General features: G+C 60.1%; 17 protein-coding genes and 1 pseudogene. 7 read left to right on the top strand and 11 right to left on the bottom strand.

Annotation, left to right across the window (positions count from 1 at the left end):
* Positions 1-107: 107 nt before the first annotated feature.
* Complete coding sequence (gene cfaB / locus CGA22_RS06785) at positions 108-1295, top strand: C17 cyclopropane fatty acid synthase CfaB (protein WP_041024000.1); 1188 nt, start codon at positions 108-110, stop codon at positions 1293-1295.
* Here cfaB and cls read toward each other — a convergent pair.
* On the bottom strand, positions 1292-2731 hold the full coding sequence (gene cls / locus CGA22_RS06780; RefSeq protein ID WP_041023999.1) for a cardiolipin synthase: 1440 nt from the start codon (positions 2729-2731) through the stop codon (positions 1292-1294). The genes cfaB and cls overlap by 4 nt on opposite strands.
* 141 nt (positions 2732-2872) lie before the next feature.
* On the opposite strand from cls, the gene CGA22_RS06775 reads away from it, so the two are divergent.
* On the top strand, positions 2873-3394 hold the full coding sequence (locus tag CGA22_RS06775) for a DUF3617 domain-containing protein (protein ID WP_041023998.1): 522 nt from the start codon (positions 2873-2875) through the stop codon (positions 3392-3394).
* Between the two features lie 24 nt (positions 3395-3418).
* Here CGA22_RS06775 and CGA22_RS06770 read toward each other — a convergent pair whose 3' ends face one another.
* The 5 genes and pseudogenes from CGA22_RS06770 to CGA22_RS06750 form a co-directional block, all read right to left on the bottom strand.
* Entirely contained in the window at positions 3419-4294 is an 876-nt protein-coding gene (locus CGA22_RS06770) for a metal ABC transporter substrate-binding protein (RefSeq protein ID WP_041023997.1), read from the bottom strand.
* Between the two features lie 11 nt (positions 4295-4305).
* Positions 4306-5172 carry a metal ABC transporter permease gene (locus tag CGA22_RS06765; protein ID WP_041023996.1) on the bottom strand — a complete coding sequence of 289 codons (867 nt, stop codon included), beginning with the start codon at positions 5170-5172 and terminating at the stop codon, positions 4306-4308.
* A complete protein-coding gene (locus tag CGA22_RS06760) occupies positions 5172-5840 on the bottom strand; it encodes a metal ABC transporter ATP-binding protein (RefSeq protein WP_041023995.1) in 669 nt (222 codons plus the stop codon). The genes CGA22_RS06765 and CGA22_RS06760 overlap by 1 nt, the downstream gene beginning before the upstream one ends.
* Positions 5837-6733: pseudogene (folE2, locus tag CGA22_RS06755) on the bottom strand (GTP cyclohydrolase FolE2). Before folE2 ends, CGA22_RS06760 begins: the two are co-directional and overlap by 4 nt.
* A gap of 114 nt (positions 6734-6847) precedes the next feature.
* Complete coding sequence (locus CGA22_RS06750; RefSeq protein WP_041023994.1) at positions 6848-7237, bottom strand: hypothetical protein; 390 nt, start codon at positions 7235-7237, stop codon at positions 6848-6850.
* Positions 7238-7388: 151 nt separating this feature from the next.
* On the opposite strand from CGA22_RS06750, the gene zigA reads away from it, so the two are divergent.
* Complete coding sequence (zigA, locus tag CGA22_RS06745) at positions 7389-8597, top strand: zinc metallochaperone GTPase ZigA (RefSeq protein WP_041023993.1); 1209 nt, start codon at positions 7389-7391, stop codon at positions 8595-8597.
* Positions 8597-9247, top strand: coding sequence for a DUF1826 domain-containing protein (locus tag CGA22_RS06740; RefSeq protein ID WP_041023992.1), 651 nt, complete (start codon positions 8597-8599; stop codon positions 9245-9247). Before zigA ends, CGA22_RS06740 begins: the two co-directional genes overlap by 1 nt.
* Here CGA22_RS06740 and CGA22_RS06735 read toward each other — a convergent pair.
* Positions 9244-9597: a hypothetical protein gene (locus CGA22_RS06735; RefSeq protein WP_041023991.1), complete on the bottom strand. Its 354-nt coding sequence runs from the start codon at positions 9595-9597 to the stop codon at positions 9244-9246. The genes CGA22_RS06740 and CGA22_RS06735 overlap by 4 nt on opposite strands.
* Before the next feature lie 28 nt (positions 9598-9625).
* Here CGA22_RS06735 and CGA22_RS06730 point away from each other — a divergent pair, with 28 nt between their 5' ends.
* Entirely contained in the window at positions 9626-10591 is a 966-nt protein-coding gene (locus CGA22_RS06730) for a CobW family GTP-binding protein (RefSeq protein ID WP_041023990.1), read from the top strand.
* A gap of 12 nt (positions 10592-10603) precedes the next feature.
* On the opposite strand, the gene CGA22_RS06725 is transcribed toward CGA22_RS06730, so the two are convergent.
* Positions 10604-11026: a DUF3301 domain-containing protein gene (locus CGA22_RS06725; RefSeq protein ID WP_041023989.1), complete on the bottom strand. Its 423-nt coding sequence runs from the start codon at positions 11024-11026 to the stop codon at positions 10604-10606.
* 121 nt (positions 11027-11147) lie between these two features.
* Here CGA22_RS06725 and pdxY point away from each other — a divergent pair, with 121 nt between their 5' ends.
* Entirely contained in the window at positions 11148-12020 is an 873-nt protein-coding gene (pdxY, locus tag CGA22_RS06720; protein WP_041023988.1) for a pyridoxal kinase PdxY, read from the top strand.
* A 114-nt stretch (positions 12021-12134) separates the two neighbouring features.
* On the opposite strand, the gene CGA22_RS06715 is transcribed toward pdxY, so the two are convergent.
* The gene (locus CGA22_RS06715; protein WP_041023987.1) at positions 12135-12620 is read right to left on the bottom strand and encodes an acyl-CoA thioesterase; all 486 of its coding nucleotides are present in this window, start codon (positions 12618-12620) and stop codon (positions 12135-12137) included.
* 278 nt (positions 12621-12898) lie between these two features.
* Here CGA22_RS06715 and CGA22_RS06710 point away from each other — a divergent pair, with 278 nt between their 5' ends.
* Positions 12899-14662, top strand: coding sequence for a cation:proton antiporter (locus CGA22_RS06710; RefSeq protein ID WP_188258522.1), 1764 nt, complete (start codon positions 12899-12901; stop codon positions 14660-14662).
* 7 nt (positions 14663-14669) lie between these two features.
* Here CGA22_RS06710 and CGA22_RS06705 read toward each other — a convergent pair whose 3' ends face one another.
* Together CGA22_RS06705 and CGA22_RS06700 are read right to left on the bottom strand one after the other, a co-directional pair.
* Positions 14670-15077: an SMI1/KNR4 family protein gene (locus CGA22_RS06705; protein WP_041023443.1), complete on the bottom strand. Its 408-nt coding sequence runs from the start codon at positions 15075-15077 to the stop codon at positions 14670-14672.
* A 140-nt stretch (positions 15078-15217) separates the two neighbouring features.
* Complete coding sequence (locus CGA22_RS06700; protein WP_041023442.1) at positions 15218-16090, bottom strand: Tim44 domain-containing protein; 873 nt, start codon at positions 16088-16090, stop codon at positions 15218-15220.
* Positions 16091-16338 lie beyond the last annotated feature (248 nt).

Below are 16338 nucleotides of genomic sequence, written 5' to 3'. Positions count from 1 at the left end.
GGAGCGAATACGGACGACGATAGAAAAAGGCTATAAATTCGATAGCCTGCTATTTTTCTACAATGGTCTACCCTCATTTCAGACGTCTGAAACAAGGGGGATATTTCATGCTCGCGCAACTTCCACCGGCCTTACAGAATCTCCAACTGTCGCTTCGGCTGCGACTCTGGGACGGCCATGAATTCACGCTGGGTGCCGATCCCAGCGTCACGATCGTGGTCAAGGACCCACAGATGGTCGCGCAACTCACCCATCCCAGCCTGGACGCGCTGGGGGCGGCGTTTGTCGAAGGCAAGCTCGAACTCGAAGGCTCGATCAGCGAAGTGATCCGGGTCTGCGATGAATGGAGCCAGGCCCTGGTGGACGAAGAGGGCGATAGCCTGCCGGTACGTTCAGTCCACGACAAGGAAACCGACGCCAAGGCGATTTCCTATCACTACGACCTTTCCAACGCGTTTTATCAACTGTGGCTCGACAGCGACATGGCCTACTCCTGCGCCTATTTCGAGACGGGCAGCGAAACCATCGAGCAGGCCCAACAAGCCAAGTTCCGTCACCTGTGCCGGAAACTGCGTCTCCAGCCCGGTGAATACCTGTTGGATGTCGGTTGCGGATGGGGTGGATTGGCGCGTTATGCGGCACGGGAGTTCGGCGTCAGGGTGTTCGGCATTACCTTGAGCAAAGCGCAACTCGCCCTGGCCCGGGAGCGGGTCAAAGCGGAGGGCCTCGAGGGTCAAGTGGAGTTGCAGTTGCTGGATTACCGGGACCTTCCGCAGGACGGTCGCTTCGACAAGGTGGTCAGCGTCGGCATGTTCGAGCACGTGGGCCACGCCAATCTGGAGCAGTACTGCAAGACGCTGTTTGGCGCGGTCCGCGAGGGTGGGCTGGTGATGAACCATGGCATCACGGCCAAACACACCGATGGCCGTCCGGTCGGCCGTGGTGCGGGGGACTTCATCGAGAAGTACGTGTTCCCCAATGGCGAGCTGCCGCACCTGTCGATGATTTCAGCCCAGATCAGCGAGGCCGGGTTGGAGATTGTCGATGTGGAGAGTTTGCGCCTGCACTACGCGCGAACCCTGGATCACTGGAGCGAGCGGCTCGAAGACAATCTGGAAGCCGCGTCGAAAGAGGTGCCGGAACAGGCGCTGCGAATCTGGCGCTTGTACCTGGCCGGCTGCGCCTATGCGTTCGCCAAGGGGTGGATCAATCTGCATCAGATCCTGGCAGTGAAGGCTTACGCCGATGGCAGCCATGATTTGCCCTGGACCCGCGACGATATCTACACACCTTAAAGAATCGGCGAAATAAGCCGGGCGACCCGCATGCCGACCTTCTGCAGGCGGTGGGTTTCCCGGCTTTCCTCTTTGGCGATTTCGTGGGCTTGAGCGAAGTCTTTTTCAAGCATCTGTTCCACCTCGGTGGCGAACGGAATATCCACCGTCAGCAACATCACTTCGAAATTCAACCGGAACGAACGGTTGTCCAGGTTAGCGCTGCCGATGGCGCTGATTTCCCGATCGATCAGCACCACTTTCTGATGCAGGAACCCCGGCTCGTAGCGGAAGACGCGCACACCGGCGCGTACCGCTTCGAACGCGTACAGGCTGGAGGCGGCATAGACGATCTTATGATCCGGTCGTGAGGGCAGGAGGATGCGCACGTCCACCCCGCGCAGCACCGCCAGGCGCAATGCAGCGAATACCGACTCGTCAGGAATGAAGTAGGGCGTGGTGATCCAGACCCGTTCGCTGGCCGCATGGATAGCCTCGACGAAAAAAAGCGAACAGGTTTCCTGGGCATCGGCCGGCCCGCTGGCCAGCAACTGGCAGAGCACGCCGTCATCGGGGTAGGTGTCCGGCAGGATCAAGGGGGGCAATGAACGGGCAGCCCAGAACCAGTCTTCGGCAAATGACTCCTGCATGCTCGCCACCACGGGGCCGCGTACTTCGACATGGGTGTCGCGCCACGGCGACAATGGCGGCATTTCCCCCATGTATTCGTCGCCCACGTTGTGCCCGCCGACGAACCCCAGCACACCGTCCACCGTGACGATTTTGCGGTGGTTGCGAAAGTTGACCTGGAAACGATTGAGCCAGCCGCTGCGGGTGGCGAACGCCTTGACGTGGACACCCCCATCGCGCAATGCCTGGACATAGCGGTGGGGCAGGGAATGGCTGCCTATCCGGTCATACAACAGATATACCGCTACACCTTCGGCGGCTTTCTTCAAAAGCAGCGACTGCAGGCGTTGGCCAAGTCGGTCGTCATGGATGATGAAGAACTGGATCAGCACCGCTTCCCGGGCGCTTTCGATGGCCTGGAAAATGGCCTCGAAGGTGGCGTGACCGTTGACGAGCAAGCGCACTTCGTTGTTCGCCAGGCACGGTGTGCGACCCAGTTTGGGCATGGCGCGTAGCGAGTCATAGGCCTGGGAGGCGCGGGCGGTCAGGGCCTCTTCGACCCACGGACGCCAGTTCAACTCGGACACGGCCTTGCGCATTTCTTCATTGGCTTGCCGGCGTGCCTTGATGTAGCCATCGAAGGTGCTGCGACCGAACACCAGGTAAGGGATCAACGTCAGGTAGGGAATAAACACCAGTGACAGGGCCCAGGCGATCGAGCCTTGGGCGGTGCGTACCGTCAGTACTGCATGCACCGCGGCGATGGAACCCAGGGTATGAAGCAACGCGATCAGGTAACCGAAAATATGCGGTCCGAAATAATCCATGGGGCAGCCTTGCTCCTGAAGTTTCAATGCCTAACAGACCATGTTCCATGACGAAAGTCGCTATTTAATTCACTGCTGCCGAGCCTGAACCGAAGCCCGTGGGCGGCGTCTAACGGCCACTTGTCCTCTGGAGTTCTTGCAATGAATGTTCGTCTGCTGGGTTTGGCCTTGACGGTTGGCTTGTCAGTACCTGTGGCGGCTCAGGCACAGATGCTTCAGCCAGGTTTGTGGGAACTGACTTCAAGCAATATGAAAGTCGATAACCAGAACCTGCCAGACCTGCAACTTATCCTCGGTCAGTTGCAAAACCAGATCACCCCGGAGCAGCGGGCGATGCTGGAAAAGCAGGGCATTACCATGGGCGGGAAGGGGATCCGGGTATGCCTGACGCCGGCTCAGGTCCAGACCAATGACATCCCGCTGCAAGATCCGCAGTCGGGATGCAAACAGCAGATCACCGAGCGCACTGGCAATCAGTGGAAGTTTCGCTTCAGTTGCCCGAAAGCCCAGGGCAATGGTATCGCGACCTTCCAGAGCGATCGGGAATTTACCACCAAGGTCAACGGTACCTTCAATGCCACCGGCATCCAGCAAAATGGCAGCCTCGATACCCGGGCCGTGTGGTTGGGGCAGGATTGCGGAACGGTCAAGCCGAGGGCTTGACCGTTGTGCAGATGAAACTGAAGGTTACGGTTTGGACAGCGCGTCGTAGAGCGTGTTGAGGTTGTATTCGAACAGACCGGTGAAGGTACTGGCCGGTCCGCTGGCGGCGAGGGCATCGGAGTACAGTGTGCCGCCGATGTGCGCGCCGCTTTCGTCAGCGATCTGCTTGAGCAGGCGTGCGTCCTTGATGTTTTCCATGAACACCGCTTTGACGTGCGCCTGACGAATCTGGGTAATCAGCGCTGCGACTTCGGCGGCTGATGGTTCGCGTTCGGTGGACAGTCCCTGGGGTGCCATGAAGTCGATGCCATAGGCTTGGCCCAGATAACCGAACGCATCGTGAGACGTCACGATCTTGCGGTTGCCAGGCGGCAGGGAGCCGAGCTTGGCCTTGGCATCGGCGAGCAGCGCGTAGATCTTCTTCAGGTACGCCTGGCTGTTGCGCTCATAGTCGGCTTTGTTGGCTGGGTCGGCGGCTTCCAGTGCCTTGGTGATGTTGTGCACGTACAGTTCGGCATTCGCCAGGTTGTGCCAGGCGTGAGGGTCGGGGATGGTCTCACCGTCTTCATCCAGCGAACGCGGAATCACGCCGCGACTGGCACTGACGACCGGAGCGTGGGTTTCCGTGCTGGTGACCAGGCGATCCAACCACGGCTCGAAGCCTAATCCATTCTTGATAATCAATTTTGCACCGAGCAGTGCCTTGGCATCGTCCGGTGTTGGTTCATACGTGTGCGCGTCGGCATCCGGCCCGACCATGTTGGTGATCCGGATATGCTCGCCACCGACCTGTCGAGTCATGTCGGCGAGAATGCTGAAGCTGGTGACCACCTGAAGTTTTTCGGCGGCGGACAGGGACATCGACAGCATCAAACTGAACAGCACGAGCAGAACGCGCATCGGGAAATACCTCATGGGGATGTGAGCAGGGGCGGGCGGTGCAGCAGACCGTGCACCGGACCGACTATCACAGACAGCAGATAAAACATCCCCGCAACCAGTACGATGGCCGGGCCGCTGGGCAGCGAGAAATAGAAGGACAGCAACAGGCCGAACCAGACCGAGAGGCAACCGAGCAGCGCACCGATGGCCATCAGGGCCGGCAAGCGACGACTCCAGAACCGCGAGGCAGCGGCCGGCAACATCATCAGGCCGACCACCATGAGCGCGCCAATGGCCTGGAAGCCGATCACCAGGTTCAGCACCACCAGGGTCAGGAACACACCATGGGCCAACGGGCCGAGACGGCTGACGGTTTGCAGGAACAGCGGGTCCAGAGTGTCGAGCAACAAAGGGCGGTAAATCAGCGCCATCGCAATCAGGCTGGCCGCCGACACCCAAAGCATGCCCGTCAGTGTCGGCCCGTCCACCGCCAATGCCGAACCGAACAACAGGTGCAGCAGATCCAGGCGTTTACCCGCCACGCCGAGGATCAACACGCCGGCCGCCAGGGAGATGGGATAGATCGCCGCAAGGCTCGCATCCTCGCGCAGGCCGGTTTGGCGGGTGACCCAAGCGGCGAGTCCGGCCATGCCGAGGCCCGCGCCGAGACCGCCCAATGTCAAGGCCGGCAGGCTCAGTCCAGCGAACCAGAAGCCCAGTGCCGCCCCCGGTAGAATGCCGTGGGCCACGGCGTCGCCGATCAGGCTCATGCGTCGCAGGATCAGAAACACCCCTAACGGCGCTGTGCTGCAGGCCAACACCAGGCCGCCAAGCAACGCCCGGCGCATGAAGACGAACTCTTGAAAGGGCTGCCAGAGGTGGGTGGCCGTGAGCATCAAGCCACCTTCATATGAGGTTGCTGAGTGATCACTTCAACGCTGCGACCCAACGTGCAGCCTGTGGGGCTGACCAATAGGGTGTGGGGAATATGCTGGCGTACAGCAGCAAGGTCATGACACACCACCACGAGGGTGCGGCCCTCGGCATGCCAGCCGTGAATGTGTTTCCACAACAGCGCCTGACCCTCTTCATCGAGCGCCGCATGAGGTTCATCAAGTAAGAGCAAGGGCGCTTCAGCCAGACTCAGGCGAGCGAGCAGGGCACGCTGTAACTCCCCTCCAGACAAGGCCATGAGTGGACGATTTTCCAGGCCCGTCAGCGCCCAGTTCTCCAGCACCGTTCCGAGTCGCTGGCTTCGCTGGGCCGGGGTCTGTCGATTGCCCCAGGCCCCTGCGGCCACCAGCTCTTGCAAGCTGATGGGAAATTGTCGATCCAGATGTTGCTGTTGCGGCAGGAACGAGACGCCGCCCCGATGTGGAACCGCCAGCGTGATCTTTCCGCAGAGGGGCTTCTGCAGCCCTGCGAGGACTTTCAGCAGGCTGCTTTTGCCCGAGCCGTTGGCGCCGATGATCGCCGTCAGGCTACCAGCGGGGCGTTCCAGATACAGCTCAGGTGTAAGAGGCCGTCCCGGCGGACCCCAGCGCAATGCCTGGCAGTTGATCATGCTGCCTCCCGGGTCCAGCGGCTTTGCGCCACGGCGTCATGGGCATGCAGACTTTCCGCGTGAACGACACGCACATTGAGTGCCATGACGTCGGGAGACTGCCTCAAGGCCAGGCTCAATCGTCGAGCGGCGTCCTCACAAAACATCAGGTTCTGGCCGTTGGCAAGGGCGAATGCTTATTCATCGGCGCGCTTGACTGCGGTTTGTACCGCGGTGCCCAAGGCTGCTTCGGCTTGGTTGATGAACGCCGACAGCGGCAAATGGTGGGTATCCGCGCTCAACCGAACGCTCAGGGATGCGATGCTGCGTTGACTGTGGGGAGTGGCCACGATGCCTTTTGAGGAACCCAGCCAGGCCAGAATCTCTCCGTGCTCCAGGGATCTATTCGCGAAATCATCGACGAACTGCTGTTGGATCAGTTGCCTGGCCAGGGCCGCCGAACACGGGCAGGTGGATGAATAGGGAATTTGGATGTTCAGTTCCACGTGGAACATCGCATGTTTCAGGTGAGCTTCGATACTCACCGGGTAGCGCTTCCAGCCTGATAACGGGCTGACGAGTGCGGGGCGTTTGAGCATCAGTTCAGTGTGAATGGTCAGGGAAGCAGCGTGGGACAGGCCCTCATGGCTGTCCAGGAATTGCGACAAGATACGCTGCAACAGCGGAGGAGAAAGTGCCGACTTTTCGAGCAGCTCCAATGCCAGGTACAGACGGGACATATGAATACCGCGAGCTTCCCCATCGTCGAGGCTGACACCAAGGTCGGCGGTGGCGCTCAGTTGTTGCCCATCTATCAACACAGGCAAGGCCACGCCACACATGCCCACCCAATCGAGAGGCAAGGCTTGGCGCGAAGCTTGGGCAGCAATGTCCGGAAGCGTAAACGCGTTCATGGTCAAGATCCGTCATGGGGTCGAAGTTGATGTTATAGTGTAACAATAAATTCGACCAGATCTTTTTCATGAACAGGGTTTCATGCTGCCCCTCTCACCGTTCCACGTGAAACATCAGCCTGACTCTTGGCAACCATTCACGCGCCCGCAAATAAACTTACCAGCGCTACCGCCCGAACTGGAGAAGCGATTTAGCGTGGTCCAACCGACGCGTCGGCTATAGCCGACCCAGGCTTCACCATCGGAGGCCAAGCCCGTGAAGAACGTCAACTGACCATAACGGCTGGTCGTTTGCGCCCAATGCCGGCTGCCCTTCACCTCAAAACCGCGCAGATAAACCGTGCTTCCGGCCGTCATAACGCTGTAGGCATTCCCTTGCTCATCGGAACAGGCCAATAAGTTCGCGCTGCGTGTGCAATTTGCCAGTAACGAGACCTGGGCAGACGCCTCCACGGCGCCAGACAACAGCAGGCCCGCGAATACGAATTTCAAAAGAATGCGCATCAATATCTCTCAAAGAGTTGAAATCTCGGGCTAGCGAATATTTATCGTTATACTATAACATAAAATAAGCCGCGCTGACCGAGGCGACAGCCTGACAACACGCGCCGCATCACACACCTTCAACACCGGCCGCCCGATGAGGATATACCTGATGCCCAATCGTCTTCCTGTAACTGTGCTCTCCGGGTTTCTTGGTGCCGGTAAGAGCACGCTGCTCAATTACGTCCTACGAAACCGTGACAACCTACGTGTCGCGGTGATCGTTAACGATATGAGCGAGATCAATATCGATGGCAGCGAAGTCCAGCGCGATGTCAGCCTGAATCGAGCCGAGGAAAAGCTGGTGGAGATGAGCAACGGTTGCATCTGCTGCACCCTGCGTGAGGATCTGCTGGAAGAGGTCGGGCAACTCGCCAGGGAGGGGCGCTTCGATTACCTGTTGATCGAGTCCACTGGCATTTCCGAACCTTTGCCGGTGGCTGAAACTTTCACATTCTGCGATGAAGAGGGCCGGAGCCTGGCCGATGTCGCTCGACTCGATACCATGGTGACGGTGGTCGACGGCGTGAACTTCCTGCCGGACTTCCAGGCCGCCGAGAACCTGGCATCCCGAGGTGAAACACTGGGCGAGGAAGATGAGCGTTCGATCACGGATCTGCTGATTGAACAGATCGAGTTTGCCGACGTGATTCTGATCAGCAAGATCGACCTGATCAGCCGCCACGAACGGGAAGAGTTGGTGGCCATCCTCAAGCGTCTCAACGCTCACGCGAAAATTATGCCCATGGTCATGGGGCAGGTGCCCCTGGGGGAAATCCTCGACACCGGTCGCTTTGACTTCGAGCGTGCGGCCCAAGCGCCCGGCTGGCTGCAGGAATTGCGTGGAGAGCATCCACCGGAAACCGAGGAATATGGCATTGCTTCGACAGTCTATCGGGCGCGCGGGCCTTTCCATCCCCAGCGCTTCTTCGACCTGATCCAGCGCCCCTGGATCAACGGCAAGCTGCTGCGCTCCAAAGGCTTCTTCTGGCTGGCCAGCAAACCCGAAGAGGCGGGTAGTTGGTCCCAGGCAGGCGGGCTGATGCGGCATGGTTTTGCCGGGCGCTGGTGGCGGTTCGTACCCAAGAACCAATGGCCCCAGGACGCGGAAAGCACCGCAGCGATCATGAAAAACTGGCTGCCTGGCACTGGGGATTGCCGCCAGGAATTGGTTTTCATCGGGCAGAACATCGACTTCGATCAGCTCGCTGAAGCGCTGGACGGATGTCTCCTCACGGATGCGGAAATGGCCCTGGGTATGGAGGGTTGGCGCTTGCTGCCAGACCCATTCGGCTCCTGGCATGACGAGGTTGCGGCCTGATGCTGGCGCCTACGCTGAAGCAGCGACGCCAGGTTCGGCAGGTTCAGGGCGATACCCCGCGGACCCTGACGCAGATCCTGGAGGACGACACCAACCTGGCGGTCTGGCAGCGTCAGCTTCCGGCGCATATCAGTGATTTTGCGGCGTTGGTGCTTTCGATGGATCAACCGCTGGCTGAGTCCCTGGTACTCGATATGCCTGAAGAGGACACTCAACCTGAGCTGAAGGGGCTTGCCACCGGTTTCAGCGACCTGCACGGCTACGAAGGCTTCGTTGCCGATGTCGCCTGGCTGGTCAGCGCGTTTGCCTGCCTGCTGGGCGCCAAGCGGGTCGGCCTGCGCCTGCGGACGTTGGACAAGGCCATGTGCCCACGCTTTCACGTCGATCATGTGCCGGTGCGGCTGATCACAACGTATGCCGGAGCTGGCAGCGAATGGCTCGAGGAGGGAGCCATGGATCGCCGGCGGCTGGCTCAACCTGACGCCGAGCCCCGTGATCGGCAAGTGATCCAGCAGCTGTGCGGTGGCGAAGTGGCGTTGCTAAAAGGTGAAAAGTGGCTGGGCAATGAAGGCTTCGGCCTGATTCATCGCTCGCCGGAGCCGGCCCCGGGAGAACGCCGCTTGATCCTCACGCTGGACTGGCTGGCCTAAGGCTTGAGCCAGGTACCCTGGCTTTTCCCTTCACAAAACGGCTTGAGATAAGCGGTATCGGTGGCGACGCCGTAATAGTGAATATCCTGGCGGTAAGGCATATTGGCGACTTGGGCGTTGCTGCAGATGCCAAAGGCGCCGCCGGGACACTGGTCGACGTATTGCACCTCGACTTTCTGTCCGGCAAGGTTCGGTTGGCAGAAGCCGTCAGCGAACAGTTTGGGCGGGATATTGCGGTTCTGCTGGCAGACTTTCACATCGAGCCGCTCCGCTTGACTGTGAACCACGCAAGCCTGGGCCAGTGCCTGGTTCGACATCAGCGCCAACAAACACCAAGCGATTATCCGCATCGTCTACCTCCATCAAAAGTCGCCGATTATGTTGCAGAACATCCCCACCCATGTCATTGCCGGTTCCTTGGGCGCCGGCAAGACCAGCCTGATCAGGCATCTGCTGGCCCAGCGCCCGGCCGATGAGCGCTGGGCAGTGCTGATCAATGAGTTCGGCCAGATCGGCCTGGATGCCGCATTGCTGACTCAGGCGGCCGATGGTATCGCACTGGGGGAGGTGGCCGGGGGCTGCTTGTGCTGCGTCAACGGCGCGCCGTTTCAGATCGGCCTCGGCCGTCTGCTGCGCAAGGCACGACCGGACCGGCTGTTTATCGAGCCCTCCGGCCTGGGCCATCCTGCGCAACTGCTGCTGCAGCTCCAACAGCCGCCGTGGCTCGGCGTGCTGGCGGTCCAGCCCTGCGTGATGGTCCTGGATGCCCAGGCGCTGGCCCAAGGCAAACCTTTGCCCGAGGCGCAGCAGCAAGCGCTGGCCGATGCCGGGCTGCTGGTGCTGAACAAGTCCGAAGGCCTCAGTGAAACCGACCGCGCCCGCATCGCCGCCCAGCTACCGCCCCTTGCGCAGCACTGGACGCAACAGGCCGCATTGCCCCTCGGCAGGCTGCCGGGGTGGGGTGTGCGGGGGAGTGGGGCTGTGGATAACTCGAACCTGCCCAGGGATGTGGGTCAGATGCCGGCGATCTGGAGTGATCCAACGTTGCCGATCTGCCTGTATCAGGAGCGAGAAGAGGGTTGGAGCATCGGTTGGCGTTGGCATCCAAGTCAACGTTTCGACACTGCGGCCGTGACGGGATGGCTGCGAGGCGGGAACTGGAAACGGGCGAAGCTGGTTATCCACAGTCACGACGGCTGGGTGTCAGCCAATGCATTGGATGGGGGGGTGCTGACTTGGCAAGCCAGCGAATGGCGCCAGGATTCACGGCTCGAACTGATTTTCGGCCAGCCGCAAGACGTTGAAGCGTTGCAAGCCGGCCTGGCGAACTGTCGGCGCTTCTGAGTCAGAGCTGTTTCAAGGCTTCCACTTGTTGTGTTCCTGGCGCCACTGGCTCAACTCGATGACCTCGGCCCGAGGTCTGGTCTGGATCGGCTCAATCGGTGCTTCGGGTGTTTCTTCGAAAGGCATCGGATACGGCGCGAGTTCGATCTGCGCGCTGTGGGCACCAAACTGGGTAATGGTGCCGGCATGACGGGACTCGCCGGTGACGGTGAATTCGAAATTGTAGACACGGGCCAGCCTGCGCCGCCCGCTGCCATCCTTCACGAAGCCGATCTTCTTCAGCGCTACGTTGCCGTCCAACAGCTCGATCTTGAGGTTGGTGCAATGCTGCACGACCCTCGCCAGGGCCCGTTCGCGCAAGCCATGATTGTGCCACAACCAGGCGCCGCCGGTGGCCAGCAGCATCAGCACGAAAATGTTTCCAAGAGTCAGCATGAACGAAGTGCTCCCACAAGTTGCTATCAGCTTAACTGTGTCGCCGGTCTGTCGTACAGGCTGCGTTTAGTCGCATACTGCGCGGCTTGAATTTCAATCGTTTTACGGAAAACCTCCCGCCATGAAACGGACGCCTCATCTGCTTGCCATCCAGTCCCACGTGGTATTCGGTCACGCGGGCAACAGCGCTGCGGTATTTCCCATGCAGCGTGTCGGCGTGAATGTCTGGCCGCTCAATACCGTGCAGTTCTCCAATCACACCCAGTACGGCCAATGGGCCGGCGAAGTGCTTGCGCCGCAGCAGATACCGGCATTGGTCGAGGGCATCGCCGCGATTGGTGAGTTGGGCAATTGCGACGGGGTGCTGTCCGGTTATCTGGGCAGTGCCGCTCAGGGGCGGGCGATTCTGGCGGGTGTGGCTCGGATCAAGGCCGCTAACCCCAAGGCGCTGTACCTGTGCGATCCGGTCATGGGACACCCGGAGAAGGGTTGTATCGTGGCGCCCGAGGTCAGTGAGTTCCTGTTGGATGAAGCGGCGGCCGTGGCTGACCTCATGTGCCCGAATCAACTGGAGCTGGACAGCTTCTCGGGGCGCAAGGCGCAGTCGCTGTTCGACTGCCTCGCCATGGCGCGCGCACTCATGGCTCGTGGGCCGAGGGCTGTCCTGGTCAAGCACCTGGCCTACCCCGGCAAGCCCGAGGACCGTTTCGAGATGCTGCTGGTGACCGCCGATGGCAGTTGGCACCTGAGCCGTCCTCTACTGGCTTTTCCTCGCCAGCCGGTGGGCGTGGGTGACCTGACGTCGGGGCTGTTCCTCGCGCGGATCCTGTTGGGAGACACCCTGGTGGCAGCCTTCGAGTTCACCGCTGCGGCAGTGCATGAAGTGTTGCTGGAAACCCAGGCTTGCGCCAGCTATGAGCTGGAGCTGGTCCGCGCCCAGGACCGGATCGCCCATCCGCGGGTCCGGTTCGAGGCGGTGCCGATCAGCCTTTGATCAATGCTGGCTCCTTCGCGAGCAGGCTCGCTCCCACCGTTGACCGAGTAGGTTCAGATACCGTGGGAGCGAGCCTGCTCGCGAAGGGCGCAACTCGGTCCCACAGGCTAATGGTTAAGGCCCGTCCGCCTTGATCTCCTGGTAACGCTTCTCCAGCTCCTGACGGATCTGCCGACGTTGCTGTGCTTGCTCGTAGCGACGTTTTTCTTCGCTGTTCTGCGGTTGCAAGGGCGGGACTGCCGCGGGTTTACGCTGGTCATCCACCGCCACCATGGTGAAGAAGCAGCTGTTGGTGTGGCGCACCGAGCGTTCGCGAATGTTTTCGGTCACGACCTTGATGCCCACTTCCATCGATGTGTTGCCGGTGTAGTTCACCGACGCCAGGAAGGTCACCAATTCGCCGACATGAATCGGCTCGCGAAAGATCACCTGGTCCACTGACAAGGTCACCACGTAACGTCCCGCATAACGGCTGGCACAGGCATAGGCGACTTCGTCGAGGTATTTGAGCAAGGTGCCGCCATGGACATTGCCAGAGAAGTTGGCCATATCGGGGGTCATCAACACCGTCATCGACAGTTGGGCGTTTCCGGGTTCCATAACGTACTCACGGTTCAAGGCAGCAATTCAGGGAGTGCACCTCTGCGGGCGCTGGTCGCTGGCCCATAGGCCATCAGGTTTATCAAAACCATCGATATCGGGACGTTGCGCCTGTGGTTGCCGTCACGCGCCGATGGATCTGTTTCCATATATTGCACCGTCTTTTTGTCGGAAGTCGCGGTGTTAACCTGCAAAAGCCCGCCGCAAGGGCATTTCCTACAAAGGAAGCGGACTTATCCAGCCTGTCGATGAGTCATTTTGATCAGGAGCCCGACCCGATGCATGCCATCAATTTCATTCAAGACCTGGCAATCATCATGATGGCGGCGGGGTTGGTGACCGTGCTCTTCCATCGCTTCAAGCAACCGGTGGTGCTGGGCTACATCGTTGCCGGTTTCCTCATCGGCCCCCATACGCCGCCGTTCGGTTTCATCCATGACGAAGACACCATCAAGACCCTCGCCGAGCTGGGTGTGATCTTCCTCATGTTCTGCCTGGGCCTGGAGTTCAGCCTGCGCAAGCTGTTCAAAGTCGGCGCCACGGCGTTTATCGCGGCCTTCCTCGAAATCGTGCTGATGATCTGGATCGGTTATGAAATCGGTCGCTGGTTCGACTGGAATACCATGGACTCACTGTTCCTGGGCGCGATCCTGGCCATTTCCTCGACCACGATCATCGTCAAGGCGCTCAACGACTTGAAGATGAAGAACGAACGCTTCGCGCAGCTGATTTTCGGCGTACTCATCGTCGAAGACATCCTGGGCATCGGCATCATCGCCTTGTTATCGAGCATCGCTGTCAGCGGGACGGTGAGTTCCGGCGAAGTATTCTCCACCGTCGGCAAGCTGTCTTTGTTCATGATCGTTGCGCTGGTCGTCGGCATCCTGCTGGTGCCGAGACTGCTGGCCTACGTGGCGAAATTCGACAGTAACGAGATGCTGCTGATCACCGTGCTGGGCCTGTGTTTCGGCTTCTGCCTGCTGGTGGTGAAGCTGGAATACAGCATGGTGCTCGGGGCGTTCCTGATCGGGGCGATCTTGGCCGAGTCCCGGCAGTTGCTGAAAATCGAGCGGCTGGTAGAGCCGGTGCGTGATCTGTTCAGTGCGATCTTTTTCGTGGCCATAGGCCTGATGCTCGACCCGACCATCTTGCTGCAATACGCCTGGCCGATTGCGGTGATCACGGCGGCCGTGGTGCTGGGCAAGATGTTGTCCTGCGGCCTTGGCGCCTTTATCGCCGGCAACGATGGACGTACCTCACTGCGGGTCGGGATGGGGCTTTCACAGATTGGCGAGTTCTCCTTCATCATCGCCTCGTTGGGGATGACGCTGCAGGTCACCAGTGACTTCCTCTACCCGGTGGCGGTTGCCGTCTCGGTGCTGACCACGTTGCTGACACCGTACCTGATCCGTGCCGCCGATCCGTTGTCCCTCAAGCTGGCGACGGTGATGCCGCGACGGCTGACACGGGTGCTGGGCATGTACGGTGAATGGCTGCGCAGCATCCAGCCTCGCGGCGAAGGGGCGCTGGTTGCTTCGATGATCAGGCGGATCCTGTTGCAGGTGGGCATCAACCTGGCACTGGTCATCGCGATTTTCGTGTCGGGCGGGTATTTCGCCGAGCGGATGTCGCTCTACCTGCAAGACTGGATCAGCGACCCGAGCTGGCAGAAAGCGTTGATTTGGGGCGGGGCGCTGTTGTTGTCGCTGCCCTTCCTGATCGCGGCCTATCGCAAGCTCAAGGCGCTGTCGATGCTGTTGGCGGAGATGGGTGTGAAGGCCGAGATGGCCGGTCGTCATACCCAGCGGGTGCGGCGGGTGATCGCCGAAGTGATCCCCATCCTCTCGCTGCTGGTGATTTTCCTGCTGTTGGCAGCCTTGTCGGCCAGTATCCTGCCGACCAACAAGCTGCTGGTGTTGATTGCCGTGGTGGCGACTGCCGTGGCGGCATTGCTCTGGCGCTGGTTTGTCCGCCTGCATACAAGGATGCAGGTGGCCTTGATGGAAACCCTGGACAACCACAAGGAGTCGTCCGGGTCTTGATCGCTGATCAGCTTTCCAGCCAGACGTCCCGCGCCCAGTGCCAGACGGACTCCCAGGTTTCTTCGGCAATCAGTTCTTCTTCGGCTTGCCAGAGCACCACGGTTCCGTCTTCCTCGACGCAATAATAATCGTCGCCGTCCTGGCAGATCGGAATCAGGCTGCGGTCGACACCTGCATCCCAGGCAGTGGCGGCCACTTCCGGCAGGTAGGTATGGGAGTTGGGGTCTGTAACGGTGACTGGCTCCAGGCTGCCATAGATGACATCACTGACGGTCAGCAAAAACTCCCTGAAGACGAATGGGATATCGATGAACAGCTGCTCTTCGATCTCTACCAGCAAGTCTTCGTCGGGCAATTCCAGTGGAACCGGTACCGGTTCGTTGGCTTCACGCAATTGTTCGATGATTTCTTCCACGTCCGGGTGTCCTCTTTCTCGATGGCGCGGTTTTACATGAGGCGGTTTATACAGTAGCGCGCCATAGATGCAACCGCGAAATAGAAAACCCCGGCTTGAGCCGGGGTTCTCTTATTTCAACAGGCGAAACGAGCAAAGGTTCAACTGTTCTGGCGAATACCTGCCACCAGCCAAGGCTGGTTTTCGCCTTGGGCACGTTCCATGTTCCAGCTTTCGCTGAATGCTTCGCCCTGATCGAAGCGAGAGTCCTTCGACACACCGCTAAAGGTCAGGGTGGCGATGGTCTTGTCGGCGCGATCATCGACACCGTCCAGTTGCACCTGAAGATTGTCGATGTAGGTGGACTGGTAGCCATCACCCAGGTCGGCACGCTCGCGCTTGAGGAACTCCAGCAGTTGCGGGGTGACGAACTCGGCGATCTTGTCCATTTCGTTCGCGTCCCAATGTTGCTGCAGGGAGTGGAAGTGGGTGCGCGCGGCCTCGACGAAGTTCCGTTCGTTGAACCAGGCAGGAGCGTTGATGACCGGGCGGGCGGCCACGGGTGCCGAACCGCCGAAGATCGAGCCACCGGCAGGCTGCTGGTTGAACGTTTCACGCTGCATCGGCGCATGACCGGCCGGAGCGTACTGCTCCTGCTGCTTGCGACGACGGGCGGCAATGAAGCGGAACACCAGGAAGGCGATGACCGCCAGGATCAGGATGTCGAAGATCTGCATGCCCTGGAAGCCGCCGCCCATGAACATGGAGGCCAGCAGGCCACCGGCGGCGATGCCGGCCAGGGGGCCGAGCCAGCGCGAAGCACCGCCGGCCTTGGTGGCTGCGCCCGCGGCACCGGCCGCGCCCGCGGTGGCGGCAGTTGGACCGGCTGCGGAGGACGGTGCCATCTGGCTGGTCTGGTGAGTCGGGGCCGCGCCCGCACTTTTACCACCGCCAAAGCGCTTGGCGGCATTGGCGTCGATGGCCATCGTCAGGCCGATGCACAACGCCATGGCGATGCTCAGAAAACGTTTCATATAAAGGCATTCCCATTTGTGAGTAGCACGCGCGCCATGTTGCACAGGTGAACTGTTGCTGGCTAGCGGCAGAGTGTTTCGGGCTTTTGCGTGACAGCTTAGGTTCAGCTTCAGAAGCGCAAGAGGGCCTGTTCGCTTTGGGCTGTAGGAAAGATGGACAAGTTCTATCGGAAAGCAGCCAGATGCCGAAAGGTCACTGTGGGAACGAGCCTGCTCGCGATAGCGGTGAATCAGACAACCTTGGGGTT

This window comes from Pseudomonas sp. PSB18, assembly GCF_014596565.1.
Taxonomy (GTDB): domain Bacteria; phylum Pseudomonadota; class Gammaproteobacteria; order Pseudomonadales; family Pseudomonadaceae; genus Aquipseudomonas.
This window is presented reverse-complemented; position numbering and strand designations above follow the sequence as displayed.

What these genes read in the sequence shown, in the direction of transcription:
- cfaB (WP_041024000.1), top strand. Translation starts at nt 108, where the DNA reads ATGCTCGCGCAACTTCCACCGGCCTTACAGAATCTCCAACTGTCGCTT.
- cls (WP_041023999.1), bottom strand. Translation starts at nt 2,731, where the DNA reads ATGGATTATTTCGGACCGCATATTTTCGGTTACCTGATCGCGTTGCTT.
- CGA22_RS06775 (WP_041023998.1), top strand. Translation starts at nt 2,873, where the DNA reads ATGAATGTTCGTCTGCTGGGTTTGGCCTTGACGGTTGGCTTGTCAGTA.
- CGA22_RS06770 (WP_041023997.1), bottom strand. Translation starts at nt 4,294, where the DNA reads ATGCGCGTTCTGCTCGTGCTGTTCAGTTTGATGCTGTCGATGTCCCTG.
- CGA22_RS06765 (WP_041023996.1), bottom strand. Translation starts at nt 5,172, where the DNA reads ATGCTCACGGCCACCCACCTCTGGCAGCCCTTTCAAGAGTTCGTCTTC.
- CGA22_RS06760 (WP_041023995.1), bottom strand. Translation starts at nt 5,840, where the DNA reads ATGATCAACTGCCAGGCATTGCGCTGGGGTCCGCCGGGACGGCCTCTT.
- CGA22_RS06750 (WP_041023994.1), bottom strand. Translation starts at nt 7,237, where the DNA reads ATGCGCATTCTTTTGAAATTCGTATTCGCGGGCCTGCTGTTGTCTGGC.
- zigA (WP_041023993.1), top strand. Translation starts at nt 7,389, where the DNA reads ATGCCCAATCGTCTTCCTGTAACTGTGCTCTCCGGGTTTCTTGGTGCC.
- CGA22_RS06740 (WP_041023992.1), top strand. Translation starts at nt 8,597, where the DNA reads ATGCTGGCGCCTACGCTGAAGCAGCGACGCCAGGTTCGGCAGGTTCAG.
- CGA22_RS06735 (WP_041023991.1), bottom strand. Translation starts at nt 9,597, where the DNA reads ATGCGGATAATCGCTTGGTGTTTGTTGGCGCTGATGTCGAACCAGGCA.
- CGA22_RS06730 (WP_041023990.1), top strand. Translation starts at nt 9,626, where the DNA reads ATGTTGCAGAACATCCCCACCCATGTCATTGCCGGTTCCTTGGGCGCC.
- CGA22_RS06725 (WP_041023989.1), bottom strand. Translation starts at nt 11,026, where the DNA reads ATGCTGACTCTTGGAAACATTTTCGTGCTGATGCTGCTGGCCACCGGC.
- pdxY (WP_041023988.1), top strand. Translation starts at nt 11,148, where the DNA reads ATGAAACGGACGCCTCATCTGCTTGCCATCCAGTCCCACGTGGTATTC.
- CGA22_RS06715 (WP_041023987.1), bottom strand. Translation starts at nt 12,620, where the DNA reads ATGGAACCCGGAAACGCCCAACTGTCGATGACGGTGTTGATGACCCCC.
- CGA22_RS06710 (WP_188258522.1), top strand. Translation starts at nt 12,899, where the DNA reads ATGCATGCCATCAATTTCATTCAAGACCTGGCAATCATCATGATGGCG.
- CGA22_RS06700 (WP_041023442.1), bottom strand. Translation starts at nt 16,090, where the DNA reads ATGAAACGTTTTCTGAGCATCGCCATGGCGTTGTGCATCGGCCTGACG.